Source organism: Exiguobacterium sp. s39 (assembly GCF_018618925.1).
Taxonomy (GTDB): domain Bacteria; phylum Bacillota; class Bacilli; order Exiguobacteriales; family Exiguobacteriaceae; genus Exiguobacterium_A; species Exiguobacterium_A abrahamii.
Map to the genome: position 1 here is coordinate 1,484,465 of NZ_JACSNA010000001.1, position 13,911 is coordinate 1,498,375.

Genomic DNA, 13,911 nt, shown 5'->3' on the forward strand with positions numbered 1-13,911 from the left:
TACACTACGTTTCTATTATGCCAGTGATTGCACGTATTGTGAAGCGTACGCGAGTGCTTCTTCTAATTTCGACGCATCTTTTCCACCAGCTTGAGCCATGTCAGGGCGACCGCCACCGCCACCACCGCAGCGTGTTGCGACTTCCTTGATCAATTTACCAGCATGATAGCCTTGGTCGATTAAATCTTTTGAGACGCTTGCGACGAGATTGACTTTCTCACCTTGCGCACTTCCGAGAACGATGATTGCTGATCCGAGCGAGCTCTTCAACTCGTCCATCATACCGCGAAGAGCATCCATATCTGAGACGTCGACGCGTTTCGCAAGCACACGCACACCGTTGATTTCCTCAACATCGTCCTTCAATGAAGCAGCTTCGATGTTCGCAAGTTTTGCTTGCAACGATTCATTCGCCCGTTCCGTCTCACGGAGCTGTTGTTGCAGTGCTTCGATGCGAACAGGAACTTCTGTCGTCTTCGTCTTCAAGACAGCTGCTGCTTGTTCGAGTGTTTCCAAGTGTTGATTCATGACACGATATGCGCCTGCACCCGTTACCGCTTCGATTCGGCGTGTACCTGCACCGATCCCAGACTCTGAAACGATCTTGAACAAGCCGATTTCTGCTGTGTTCCCGACGTGGATACCGCCACACAACTCGATCGAGTATGTGCCTGCTGAGACGACACGGACCGTTTCGCCGTACTTCTCACCGAACAACGCCATTGCGCCTTTTGCTTTTGCATCAGCGATGTTCATCTCTTCGATATCAACCGGTAGCGATGCCCAAATTGCTTGGTTGACGTCTTGTTCAATCTTCGTCAACTCTTCTTGTGTCACTGCACCGAAGTGTGAGAAGTCGAAACGAAGACGATCTGGAGAAACGAGTGATCCCGCTTGGTTGACGTGTGTTCCGAGCGTATCTTTCAATGCTTTATGAAGCAAGTGTGTTGCCGTATGGTTTTTCGTGACGGCTTTACGCTCTGCTGCTTCGACGTTTGCAACGACGTCTGCAGCTTCCGTTGCGATCCCTGTACGAACGATGACCGTATGCAAGTTTTGACCGTTTGGTGCTTTTTGAACATCTTTGACATCAAGAACGAAGTCTTTGCCTTCGATTGTTCCTGTATCCGCGACTTCACCACCACTTTCAGCGTAGAACGGCGTGATGTCGAGAATGACTTGTGCTTCTTCACCAGCAGCGACTTCTGTGACTCGTTCTCCATCATGCAACAATGCGATGATTTTCGCATCCGCCTTAAGGTCGGTATAGCCGACGAACGTACTTTTATCTTTTAGCGTCGAGAGGACTTCCGATTGCTGTTGCATCGAACCACTCTCTTCACGCGCTGCACGTGCCCGCTGACGTTGTGCATCCATAGCTAGTTTGAAGCCTTCTTCATCAACAGACATCTGATGATCTTCCGCATACTCGACTGTCAATTCGAGTGGGAAACCATACGTGTCATACAGACGGAACGCATCTTCACCACTGATGACATGCTCACCGTTTGCCTTAGACGTCTGAGCGACCGTGTTCAAGATTGCAAGACCGTCATGCAGTGTCTCGTGGAAACGTTCTTCTTCGTTTTTGATGACGCGTTTGATGAAGTCCGCTTTTTCTGGCACTTGTGGGTAGAAGTCGACCATGACGTTTCCGACCGTATCGACGAGTTCATACATGAACGGACGCTCGATTCCAAGCATCTTCGCATAACGAACCGCACGGCGTAGTAAACGACGAAGGACATATCCGCGTCCTTCATTCGAAGGAAGCGCACCATCACCGATTGCGAATGACACAGTACGGATGTGGTCTGCGATGACTTTGAATGCTACATCAAGTTTTGAATCGTCACGGTAGATTTTACCGCTGATCTCTTCTGTTTTGTGAATGATCGGCATGAACAGATCCGTATCGAAGTTCGTCGGCACGTCCTGCATGACACACGCCATCCGCTCAAGTCCCATTCCTGTATCGATGTTTTTACGCGGAAGTTCCGTGTAGTTGCCGTGTCCATCGTGGTTATACTGACTGAAGACGATATTCCAGATCTCGAGATAGCGTTCGTTTTCGCCACCTGGATAGAGTTCTGAATCGTTCGGATCGTCTCCAAAAGCAGGTCCACGGTCGAAGAAGATTTCCGTGTTCGGACCAGATGGACCTTCACCGATTTCCCAGAAGTTATCTTCAAGTGGAATGATCCGCTCAGCCGGTACACCGAGTTCAAGCCAGATTTGACGCGCTGCGTCATCTTCTGGGTGAATCGTGACCGAGAGACGTTCTGGGTCAAGACCGTACCAGTCATCACTCGTCAAGAGTTCCCAGCCCCATTTGATCGCATCTTCACGGAAGTAATCACCGACAGAGAAGTTTCCGAGCATCTCGAAGAACGTATGGTGACGTGCTGTTTTCCCGACGTTTTCGATATCATTCGTCCGGATTGATTTTTGTGCGTTGACGATACGTGGATTATCAGGAATGACACGACCATCGAAATACTTCTTGAGTGTCGCAACCCCTGAGTTGATCCACAAGAGCGATGGATCCTCGACCGGTACGAGTGAAGCACTCGGTTCGATCGCATGCCCTTTGCTTTGGAAGAAATCAAGATACATCTGACGGATTTGTGCACCCGTTAATGGTTTTAGAGCTTTCATGAACAGTTACCCCCATTGGTTTTATTTGGACGCAAAAAAGCGATGCCTTCATCCCTGAAAAGGGACGAAAGCATCGCTTCCGTGGTACCACCCTCGTTCGTAAGCAATCCATTGCTTACCTCGAACATCTGATAACGGGGATGACCCGCAGGTGTTTACACCCGACTCCGGAAGGAGCTTCAAAGGAACTCGAGAAAGTGATTGCAGCAGACTCACTTCTCTCTGGACTCGAGTTTTCCTTTTACTTATCTTCCATCAACGTGTTACGTCCATTCATCTATCGTGATTATTACCTATCGCACAGCATCCGTCAAGTCTTTGTCACACCACCGAGTCGTTCAATCAATCGTGTTCGGCGCCGAGGCTCCTCTTCTTGCGACGCTTTATGAAACGCTCGTGGGTCGCCGAACAATAATAAACTCGACTTCGCACGGGTGACCGCCGTATAAATCAAGTTTCGGGAATGCTTGAATGCTCCCGTGAAATAGACCGGCATCAAGACGATCGGAAACTCGGACCCTTGTGCCTTGTGAATCGTAATCGCGTAGGCATGCGTGAATTGATCCCAGTCACTCCGGTTGTACTCGACTTCCGTCTGGTCGAAGCGGGCGATGATCTTATCCACCTTGTCGACGTTTTCTTTGGCGAAGAAAATATTGACGATTTCGCCGATATCTCCGTTATAGACGTTTTCTTCCGCATTGTTGACGAGCTGAAGAATCTTGTCCCCGGTCCGGTAAATCCGGGTGCCTTGTTTGACTTCACGTTTCTTCGGTTCCTCCGGATTGTAGACGCGTTGCAAGGCGACATTCAGTTCGTCGATTCCGACCTGACCACGGTAAGTCGGTGCAAGAACCTGAACATCGAATTTCGAATACCCTTTTGCAAGTGCTTTTTCCGCGAAGGCTGAGATGCCGCGTAACGTCTCTTGCGGAGACGCGGTGTAAAAGCGACGATCCGCAAGTGGTGATAACAAATCAGCTGACGTCGTCCGGTTCTTCAAATCGTGCGCGAGCCGTAAAATCGAAGAATCTTCCGCTTGGCGATGGACGACGTTCAAACGAACGACGGGAATCCCTTCCGTATCCATCAAATCTGCCAGCACCTGCCCAGGACCGACGGATGGTAACTGATCGCGGTCACCGACGAACAAGATTTTCATGCCGTTCGGCACAGCACGGAGCAGACTCGATAACAAGTAGATATCAATCATCGACGACTCATCGATGATCAGTACTTTCCCCGTGATCGGCTGATCTTCATTTAGCTGAAAGTTCGTTCCGTCATACTTCAATAGACGATGAATCGTCATCGCTGGGACGTCCGTTGCTTCCGATAGACGTTTAGCGGCGCGTCCGGTTGGTGCGACAAGAACGTACGGATAGACATCCCCCGTCTTGACGCGACTTTTCTCAAGCGGCCAATCATGAATTTCTTGCAGGGCATGTAAAATTCCCTTGATGACAGTCGTCTTACCGGTACCGGGTCCACCGGTCAGGACCATCAGCGGTGCTTTGACCGCTAACTCGATCGCTTCCCGCTGTTGCGCCGCATATTCCATGCCAAACTGTTCTTCGAGGTGCCCGATTGCTTCAAGAATCGTCGCGACATCGACTTCCTGTTCGGCACCGTTCGCCATGACCCGCGCGAGTTCCTTCGCCGCCCGAACTTCGGCATAAAAGATCGTCGGTAAATACAGACAGCCTTCTTCGAGCTTGACCTTATCTTCAGCGAGCAACAGTTCAATCGCTTGTTCTAGCCGTTCCCCTGGGTCTTCACCAAGCAACCGGGGCGCCCGTTGCAATAGCGAGTCGACTGTCGCAAAGGCATGTCCCTCTCCTGCTTCTTGTTCTAATATGTGCATGATCGAAGCAGCGACGCGCTCCGGGTGTAATCCGACGAGTCCAAGATGTGATGCGATATGATCGGCTGTCTTAAAACCAATCCCATTCACTTCATACATCAAGGAATATGGATTCTCTCGTATTCGCGCCATGGCGTCCCCTTCGTAAGCAGCATAAATCTTTGCCGCTAGCTTCGGTGTGACATCAAACGGTGCTAAGAACAGCATCAACTGATCGACACCGTATAACGTGGCGAGTCGACTCAAGATGATGTCAGCTTGTTTTTGTTTTAACCCAGGCACCTGATTCAGTACCCGTTCATCCTTCAAAATGAGATCCACTGCCTCTTCTCCGAGAGCATCGACGATATTTTTCGCTGTCTTCGGACCAATGCCGGTGAACGAACCATTCGTCAAGAAGCGGATCGTCGCATGTTTTGTCATCGGAACCGATCGTCGAATCAGCTCCGCCTTCAGTTGTTTTCCGAACCGGGGATGATCGACGAGACGTCCGAATGCTTGATACGTTCCTCCGAGTTCGATCCCAACCCCAGTACCCGTGATGACGAGCTCGGTTTCTTTCAGTTCAAAGTTCTTTTCTTTGACGGCGACCAATACAATGGAGTGTGCTTCTTCTTCAGAAGAAAAGAGCACACGTTTGACGCGCCCGACGACTTGATGGGGGTGCTCCATCACTCCACCTTCTTTCTCTCTTTTTCATTCGCTGCTTTCATCATAGCATTCGTTTACCGGATTTTAAATCAGGGAAAGATACCCTGAAACATTTCGTTAAGAGGAGGAGTTTAAGGATGGCACGTTTACCGATTGCAGGATTGTGTGAATTAGTACTTGAAGTCGAGGATATGGATCGTGCGGTCGGCTTTTGGAATGGGACACTAGGCATTCCAGTCGTCGAGCAATGGGCTCCTGAGGACGCTGAACCGAGCAAAGAACAATCTAAGCAAGATGGGGTTTGGGCAACGTGGCTCTACATTGGCGGTAACACTCGACTCGGTCTGTGGCTGAAACGGGACTTTACGATGGAAGAACGGACCGTCAAACACTTACCAGTGTCCGAATGGGACACGTTGTACGATGAAGGTGGTGTCCATGTCCACTGTGCTTTTTACGTTGAGAAGGACGAGTTCCAGCAAGCCTTGAATCAATTGCGGGAAGCATCGATCACCGTGAAGCTCAGAGAATGGGACGAACAGGAGACCTCGAATCAAAAAGAGCATTCTGCTTATTTCAAGGATACGGAAAATAACGTCATCGAACTGTACACGAAAAACATGGATGAAGCCTATGAAGACTTTTCCGGTCCACCACTTCGTGTCATCCGTGAAGTTGGGAATTAAATAGCATAAAAAAAGACGACTCCAGGCGGAATCGTCTTTTTTATATCAGTCTGCTTGTTTTAATAACGCATCCATCTTCGCTTTCGCGTCCCGCGCAAGGGCGTGTTCCGGCTGGTAGGCAAGAACGGCTTCGAGTTCTGCATAACAGGCTTCCTGTTGACCAAGGAAAGCAAGGGCAATCGCATAATTGTATCGTGCATCTGTATGCGTTTCGTCAAGCATCAAGACGTGCTCGAACATCTCGACCGCTTCTTCCAACTTCTCGTTTTGCGCTAAGGCAAGTCCGTATTGGAATGCGATCTCGATATCGACACCGTTTAGTTCTGACGCACGCTGTAAACGGGGCAACCCGCGGACTGGATCACCGAGTTTTTGATACGTCATCCCCAGCATGAAATGGAGATCCGCGTCGTCAAGTCCATATAATAACGCTGCCCGCAATGATTCCTCTGCTTCGACGAGTTTGTCGGCAGCAAAGAACAAGGCACCTTTCGCATAATAGGCACTCGCAAACGTATTATCGATCATCAGTGCCCGGTCATAAAAACGAAGCGCACGATCAGCGTCGTTCATCGATTGGAGTAATGTTCCAAGATTGACGTACGCTGTCGGATCTTTTGGATTTTCTTCGATCGCGTCGTTAAACGCTTGCGCTGCTAATTCATAATTTCCAGCTTCTAGATGCCGGAATCCTACTTCATTATAGTTCATCTTCTTTTGCTCCTTACGCTAGATAAGCGAGGCGTTCGCCTGCTTTATAGGCTGCATCGATCGTCGCACCACCAAGACAGATGTCTCCATCATAGAACACGACCGCTTGTCCTGGTGTGATTGCTCGTTGACGCTCGTCAAACGAAACATCGAGTCCATCTTCGAGGACACGAACCGTGACGGCTGTATCTTGTTGACGGTAACGGAATTTCGCCGTACAACGGAATGTCTCACCGACCGGACGCTCAGATGTCCAGCTGACATCTGAAGCAAGTAATCCTTCCGAATACAACAATTCGTTATGGAATCCTTGATCGACATAGAGGATGTTCTCCTCTAAATTTTTCCCGACGACGAACCAAGGCTCTCCGTCGCCACCGATACCGAGTCCATGACGTTGCCCCATCGTATAGTACATCAATCCATCGTGACGTCCCATGACGTTGCCGTCAAGTGTCCGCATCTCACCGGGTTGCGCCGGCAGATATTGACCGAGGAACTGTTTGAAATTCCGCTCGCCAATGAAGCAAATGCCTGTCGAGTCTTTTTTCTTCGCCGTTGCGAGGTTCGCTTCTTCTGCGATCCGGCGCACTTCTGATTTTTCCATGTGCCCGATCGGGAACATCGCCTTCGCGATTTGCTCTTGCGACAATTGATTCAAGAAATATGTTTGATCCTTGTTTGCATCAACGCCTCGAAGCAATTTATGTTCTCCATCCTCATAGACGGCACGCGCATAGTGCCCTGTCGCGACGAAATCGGCACCAAGACGCATCGCGTGATCGAGGAAGGCTTTGAACTTGATTTCCTTGTTACACATGACGTCCGGATTCGGTGTCCGACCGAGTTTATATTCATCGAGGAAGTACGTGAAGACTTTATCCCAGTACTCTTTCTCGAAATTGACCGCATAGTACGGAATGCCGATTTGATTGGCTACGGCGATGACGTCTTCATAATCTTCCGTCGCCGTACAAAAGCCGTTCTCATCCGTGTCATCCCAGTTTTTCATGAAGATTCCGATGACGTTATAGCCTTGCTCTTTTAATAAATGAGCGGTCACAGAAGAATCGACACCGCCCGACATCCCAACGACGACTGTCGTTTCACTCGGGGCTTTCGCTCGTGTATTCATTTATTTCACCTCTTAGTTAATTCTGAAACGATTTTACGACATCTTGCAAGGCTTGTGCGAGTAGTTCGACTTGCGCGAGCTCATTTCCGTGACCAAAACTGATTCGGACCGATGCTCGTGTCCGTTCATCTTCGCCATACATCGCCGATAAGACATGCGAAGGTTCGACGGATCCTGCCGTACATGCACTCCCGCTCGATACGGCCATTTGACGCATGTCAAGCATGATCAGGAACGGTTCGATTTCAATCCGCGGGAAGTAAAGATTGAGGACATTCGGCAATCCTTCAACGCCGTTGACTTCGTAAGTGACGCCACTTTCATCCAATCGCGTTAGTAAAACGCTGCGCAGTTGTTTGATGTGGTCCTGTTGTTGATCACGCTCTGCGATCATCAGTTCGAGCGCTTTCGCTAAACCGACGATTCCCGGTACGTTCTCTGTACCAGCACGACGCTTGCGTTCCTGTTCTCCCCCGAACGTTTGAGGCGCTAACTTCACACCAGTCCGTACATACAACAATCCGATTCCTTTTGGACCATTGATTTTATGACCAGACGCGGATAAGAGATCGACCTGTAACGCTTCGACATCGATTGCTTGTTTCCCGAACACTTGCACCGCGTCCGTATGGAACAAAATACCGCGTTCTCGTAAAAATTGACCGAATGCCGCAATCGGCTGAATCGTTCCGACTTCATTGTTGCCGAACATGATCGAGACGAGTGTCGTATCTTCCCGTACCGCTTCTTGCAAAGCAGCCATTGAGACGACGCCTGTATCTGGAACATCGAGATACGTGACGTCATAGCCTTGTTTTTCGAGCTCTTCGAACGCATGTAATACAGCATGGTGCTCAAACCGTGTCGTAATGAGATGACGCCCTTTTTCACGCGCCGCCTCAGCCGCACCGAAAATCGCATAATTATCCGACTCCGTTCCACCGCTCGTGAAAATCAGTTCGGTTGGTTTCGCATTCAATTCTTGTGCGATCTGCCGGCGTGCTTTGTCAATTGCTGCACGAGCAGACCGACCAGCCGCGTGGACACTCGATGGGTTGCCGTACTGTTCGAGCAAATAAGGCGTCATCGCCTCAAGGACTTCCGGACGCATCGGCGTCGTCGCCGAATGGTCAAAGTAATTCATTCGTTTTCACCTCTCAAATATAGAACATGTATCCTGTATCTTCTTCTTCCGCTAAGTCTTGTAGCGTTGTTGAATCGAGTACTTGATCGACTGCTTGCTGGATTTTATCCCAAAGTTTGCGCTTCGTGACCTCGTCACACGCATCGCCTTCGACGACCACGAGTGGTCCTTCAAGCAGACGGATGATTTCACCCGCTGTGATGTTTTGCGCTTCACGACCGAGCTTATATCCGCCGTAAGCACCACGGACACTTTTGACGAGACCTCCATTACGAAGGGGGGCAATCAACTGTTCAAGATAATGCTCAGATAAGTCATACATCTGCGCGATTTTTTTTAGGGATAATGGTTTAGATTCAGCTTCTTTCGCGAGTGCGATCATGATCGTCAGACCATATCGCCCTTTCGTCGAGATTTTCATCATGCGAAGGATCATCCTTTCTAGTATAGTAGTAGCTAAAAGTGGAAGGAGCGTATGTGTATGGCACATTTATTTGAATCCCAGTCACCTGCCGGACCGCTCGCGAATCGAATGCGTCCGCAGAATCTGGATGAAATCGTCGGACAACGCCATCTGATCGGAGAGACGACGCTCCTGCGGCGTGCCATCTTAGCCGATCGTCTCGGAACCGTCATTTTTTACGGTCCACCCGGAACCGGTAAGACGACGCTCGCGCGTGTCATCTCCAGTTATACGAAATCAGCGTTCGAGCAATTGAACGCGGTCACAGCGAAACTGGAACAATTACGGGAAATTCTAAAAGCGGCCGAAGCCCGTCTTCAGTTCGAGGATCAAAAAACGATTCTCTTTCTCGATGAGATCCATCGATTCAATAAGATGCAACAAGACGCTTTACTGCCAGCGCTCGAAGCAGGTACGATCACGTTGATCGGAGCGACGACTGAAAATCCGAGTTTTGAGGTCAATGCCGCTCTGTTATCGCGGGCAACGGTTTTCCGTTTCGAGCCCCCGACAGCAGACGATTTACGAATCGTCCTCGATCGAACCTTAAAGGACGAAGAGCGTGGTCTTGGCAAATATCCGATCACGATCACGAATGACGCGATCGATCATTACGTTAAGTTGTCGGATGGCGATTACCGGGCATTGTTGAATGCGCTTGAACTCGCCGTCTTAACGACACCGGAAATCGATGGTCAGATCACGATCGATCTCGCTGTCGCCGAGGAATCGATTCAACAAAAAGCATTGAAGTACGATAAGGACGGCGATCGGCATTATGATGTCATCTCCGCCTTCATCAAATCGATTCGGGGTTCCGATCCCGACGCTGCGCTCTACTGGCTCGCTGTCATGATTGAAGCGGGCGAAAGTCCGCGCTTCATCGTACGGCGTCTCTACGTCCATGCGGCAGAAGACATCGGTCTGTCTGATCCGCAAGCATTATTGATGGTCGATGCTTGCGCACGCGCGTGCGAGTACGTCGGTTTCCCTGAAGCAAGGATTCCGCTCGCTGAAACCGTCTTATATCTCGCGACGGCGCCGAAATCGAATGCTGTCATCTCAGCGATCGATCAAGCATTGACACTCGTCCGTCGTTCAGACGGTGGTCCGGTACCGCCGCATTTGCGCGATGCCCATCATCCAGGGGCAGCAGCACTTGGAAATGGCGTCACCTATCAGTATCCGCACGACTTCGAACATGCCTATGTGCCACAGAATTACTGGCCGGAGAACCTTGCCCGGACAAAACCAGTCTTTTATCGTCCAAGCCCACGCGGTTTTGAGAAACAACTGCAAGCTCGACTTGATTTTTGGCACAAACAAACAGCCACACATCAGAAAAAGCGACCATAAGGTCGCTTTTTTTAACGAACGCGTTCGATCGTCACGCCGGCTTCACGGACGATCTCATTGATGACGTAGCTCGCTGCGATCAATCCACCAACTGATGGAACAAACGCATTCGAACTTGGCGGCATCTTTGCCTTACGAATTGCAGCCGCATCGTTTCCGACGACTTGACGGACTTCTTCGATGATCTTAACGGGCGGTTCATCAGAGAAGACGACAGGAACACCTTTATGAATACCGGCTTTCCGAAGTTTCGTCCGAATGACCTTCGCTAGTGGATCATAACTTGTATCTTTGATGTCAACGATCTTGATGCGTGTTGGATCCATCTTGTTCGCCATCCCCATGCTTGAGATGATTGGAATGTTACGTTTCTTACATTCCTGAATCAAGTGAATCTTGAACGAGACCGTGTCCGATGCATCGATGACATAATCCGGTTGCTGTTCGAAGAACGACTCGAATGTCTCTTCATTGTAGAACATCTTCAAGCGAACGATTTCAAGATCCGGATTGATTAACGCAAGACGTTCTGCCATCGCATCGACCTTCGGTTGACCAACCGTCGGAAGCAAAGCATGGATTTGTCGGTTGACGTTCGTGATGTCGATATCGTCCTTATCGACAAGAATCAAACGACCTACACCACTGCGGGCAAGCGCTTCTGCTGAGAATGATCCAACACCACCGATACCCAGAATAGCGACGGACTTGGATGCCAATGCGTCAAGTCCAGTTTTACCGATTGCTAATTCATTACGCGAAAATTGATGTAACATCTCATAACCTCACAATACTCATACTGTTTTACTCGGAATTATATCATAAAAAAAAACGTCATGCGACGTGTCAAACAACAAAATAATAAGACGATGGGACCCGAAGTGCCGTGTCGATACCTTATTTTTGAACCTGCTGTGCAGGTGGGTGTCTTATCCGATTCCTATTCGTACGTCCTCCTGCTGTGTTACGAGGCATGTACTACTAGTTGGAACGTCAAACTCCCTATCAAAAAAGAGTGGCTCAAAGATAAAAGGCGGCTCTCGTACAATTCAGGAACCCCATCTGATGCATTTAATATAGCATCCTCCCCTCTGAAATGCAACTACTTCCCACTCCAGAAAAAGATGCTTTTTTCAGGTCCAACGTTTCGTGAAGTGTTGATTCGGATCATATCGTTGTTGTTGGAATGCAGGATCGAATCGTGGTGTGCGTGTTGCATTCCCGACACCCGCGATGAACGCCCAGTTCCCATAGTTCGAAGCGACATCATAGTCGATCAACTGCTGTTCGAAATATCGCGCTCCGATGCGCCAGTCCTGCTTTAATTCATGAATTAGATAACTGGCAACGATCTGCCTGCCGCGGTTCGACATCCATCCCGTCTCGCGAATCTCGTTCATGAAGGCGTCGACGAATGGCACACCGGTTTTTCCTTCTATCCAGCGTTCGACAGCTAGCTGGTCCGCCTTCCACGTGTATTGACCTTCTTGTAATCCGCTCGCACGGAACAGACGGCTTCCTGTCTCACGCATCGTCAAATGGAAGAAGTCACGCCATAACAGTTCGAAATACAACCAGTACGTCGAATCATTCGCTCCCTTTTTTCGCTCGGCTTCCTGCAATTCAGCCATGACGCGACGCGGCGAGAGTGATCCGTTCGCTAGCCAGGCAGACAGCTTCGAAGAATCATTTCGTAAGAACCCATTCCGTGTTTCTTTATAGGTGAATACAGGCTCAGCAAGGTATTCCTGAAGGCGCGCTCTCCCTGCTGACTCTCCACCACGGAACGGGAACGCGATTTCGGGATTCGCTTCGACCGATTCTTCTTTTACTAACTGAATACCGGTTGGTGGATCGAGTGGATCGTAGAAGGTCCCTTTCGCCTCGACACGTTTTCGAAATGCCGTAAAGACGCGTTTTAATTCATCACTTCCGATATCTTCGCGACGATGTAATGTCTGTGTCTCAAAAGAACGGACGGCATACTTGTCTTCGATATACTGTTCACTTGCCGCTTCTTCTGTGCCGGTCATCTTATGGAAATAGACGGTATCATCCGCTTGCAGGTAAGAATCGAGTGTCTCAATTGTCTCCCCTTCTACTATATCTAACGTAATCCCGATTTGAGACAGATGACCCGCTAGGTTCTCTAGTGTCTCTTGTTCGAACCGTGCTTGTTGTGTACCTCTTTTAAAATCGCGTTTCTTTTGGTCTTTAACGTATACGGCACGAATGACGTCTTGTTCTTCACACGCACTCCGAAGTGCCTCATGATCATCGACACGTAAATCATGACGATACCAAACGACTGCTCCCATATTGATCGACTCCCTTCTCCTTATACTATGACCCGACCAAGGTAGATAGAAAACCACTTGATGTGCCGATGAGGTTTTAAGACGTTGTTTTCGTGGAATATGATTAGTACAACAAATCAGAGGAGTGAATGAATCAATGGCAGCAAAACGCGGTAAACTCAGAACATTAATGACGCTCGTAACGACGGTTGGTCCAATCGTCTATAAATTCTATAAAAAACAGCAGTCGAAAAAATCAATCAACAACCCTAAATAAAAAATGGACGTCTCCTTATCGGAGCGTCCATTTTTTAACGTTTACTTACCCCTTCACTCGCCTCTACATAAAACCGCCATGGATAGGCTGTCGCTTCTCCTGCATTCGGAATACCGATCCGTGTCGTCTGGACGATCGCGTCGACCGAGTCAGCAACGAGTCGGAAACGGTCTTGATAAAGATCCTGTCCCGAATCAGCTGTCGTTAGACCGAATCCTTGGCACAGTTTCGCCGGTCCATTGACGAGATTGCGTCGTTGCGCCGCTGTCAACTCTGCGTAGGAACAACCAAAACGACGTTCAGCGACGAGATCGTGCCCACTAATGATTTCCGCACCTCGTAGCAACAGTCCGTATCCTTCCCCTTCATGTCCACAAACGATATTCATGCAGTGATGCATACCATATGTGAAGTACACATAGAGATGCCCCGGTGGACCGAACATCGGTGCCGTCCGTTTCGTTGGTTTTCCGGAAAACGAATGCGCTGCTTGATCGTGAGGACCGAGATAGGCTTCGACCTCGACGATCCGCATCGTCACCTCATCGACTGTGATCTGTGTTCCTAAGAAATCTGGACCGACTTCAACCGGAGACCTTTCAAAAAAGTGTCGTTCCATCCGTTCACCCTCCTTCATGAAACAAGCGAACCTCCCATATCGGAAGATTC

Annotated in this window: 11 protein-coding genes, 1 other RNA gene and 1 other annotated feature; of the genes, 2 read left to right on the forward strand and 10 right to left on the reverse strand. The window is 49.3% G+C overall.

From position 1 onward, the window contains the following. Window positions 1-15: 15 nt before the first annotated feature. Both alaS and recD2 read right to left on the reverse strand, forming a co-directional pair. On the reverse strand, window positions 16-2,658 hold the full coding sequence (gene alaS, locus KNQ11_RS07910) for an alanine--tRNA ligase (RefSeq protein ID WP_214770975.1): 2,643 nt from the start codon (window positions 2,656-2,658) through the stop codon (window positions 16-18). A 57-nt stretch (window positions 2,659-2,715) separates the two neighbouring features. Continuing rightward, window positions 2,716-2,926, reverse strand: a binding site (T-box leader). A gap of 42 nt (window positions 2,927-2,968) precedes the next feature. Beyond that, window positions 2,969-5,194, reverse strand: coding sequence for an SF1B family DNA helicase RecD2 (gene recD2 / locus KNQ11_RS07915; RefSeq protein ID WP_023468913.1), 2,226 nt, complete (start codon window positions 5,192-5,194; stop codon window positions 2,969-2,971). Window positions 5,195-5,310: 116 nt separating this feature from the next. On the opposite strand from recD2, the gene KNQ11_RS07920 reads away from it, so the two are divergent. Further along, a complete protein-coding gene (locus KNQ11_RS07920) occupies window positions 5,311-5,859 on the forward strand; it encodes a VOC family protein (RefSeq protein WP_023468914.1) in 549 nt (182 codons plus the stop codon). Between the two features lie 45 nt (window positions 5,860-5,904). On the opposite strand, the gene KNQ11_RS07925 is transcribed toward KNQ11_RS07920, so the two are convergent. The 4 genes from KNQ11_RS07925 to cymR are packed head-to-tail and all read right to left on the reverse strand — an operon-like array spanning window position 5,905 to window position 9,270. Further along, window positions 5,905-6,570, reverse strand: coding sequence for a tetratricopeptide repeat protein (locus tag KNQ11_RS07925; protein ID WP_064299569.1), 666 nt, complete (start codon window positions 6,568-6,570; stop codon window positions 5,905-5,907). Between the two features lie 13 nt (window positions 6,571-6,583). Beyond that, window positions 6,584-7,705: a tRNA 2-thiouridine(34) synthase MnmA gene (gene mnmA, locus KNQ11_RS07930; RefSeq protein ID WP_064299568.1), complete on the reverse strand. Its 1,122-nt coding sequence runs from the start codon at window positions 7,703-7,705 to the stop codon at window positions 6,584-6,586. Between the two features lie 16 nt (window positions 7,706-7,721). Beyond that, window positions 7,722-8,849 carry a cysteine desulfurase family protein gene (locus tag KNQ11_RS07935; RefSeq protein ID WP_214770977.1) on the reverse strand — a complete coding sequence of 376 codons (1,128 nt, stop codon included), beginning with the start codon at window positions 8,847-8,849 and terminating at the stop codon, window positions 7,722-7,724. Between the two features lie 13 nt (window positions 8,850-8,862). Beyond that, entirely contained in the window at window positions 8,863-9,270 is a 408-nt protein-coding gene (gene cymR / locus KNQ11_RS07940; protein WP_029342236.1) for a cysteine metabolism transcriptional regulator CymR, read from the reverse strand. 60 nt (window positions 9,271-9,330) lie between these two features. Between cymR and KNQ11_RS07945 the strand changes: the two genes are divergently transcribed. Beyond that, window positions 9,331-10,668, forward strand: coding sequence for a replication-associated recombination protein A (locus KNQ11_RS07945; RefSeq protein WP_214770979.1), 1,338 nt, complete (start codon window positions 9,331-9,333; stop codon window positions 10,666-10,668). An 11-nt stretch (window positions 10,669-10,679) separates the two neighbouring features. On the opposite strand, the gene KNQ11_RS07950 is transcribed toward KNQ11_RS07945, so the two are convergent. The 4 genes from KNQ11_RS07950 to KNQ11_RS07965 form a co-directional block, all read right to left on the reverse strand. Then, window positions 10,680-11,444 (reverse strand): tRNA threonylcarbamoyladenosine dehydratase, encoded by a 765-nt coding sequence (locus KNQ11_RS07950; protein WP_023468920.1) that lies wholly within the window; start codon window positions 11,442-11,444, stop codon window positions 10,680-10,682. A gap of 93 nt (window positions 11,445-11,537) precedes the next feature. Continuing rightward, window positions 11,538-11,727: non-coding RNA, 6S RNA (ssrS, locus tag KNQ11_RS07955), on the reverse strand. 74 nt (window positions 11,728-11,801) lie between these two features. Continuing rightward, a complete protein-coding gene (locus KNQ11_RS07960; RefSeq protein WP_214770997.1) occupies window positions 11,802-12,986 on the reverse strand; it encodes a DASH family cryptochrome in 1,185 nt (394 codons plus the stop codon). Window positions 12,987-13,276: 290 nt separating this feature from the next. Continuing rightward, complete coding sequence (locus tag KNQ11_RS07965; RefSeq protein ID WP_214771000.1) at window positions 13,277-13,861, reverse strand: DNA-3-methyladenine glycosylase; 585 nt, start codon at window positions 13,859-13,861, stop codon at window positions 13,277-13,279. Between the last annotated feature and the right edge of the window lie 50 nt (window positions 13,862-13,911).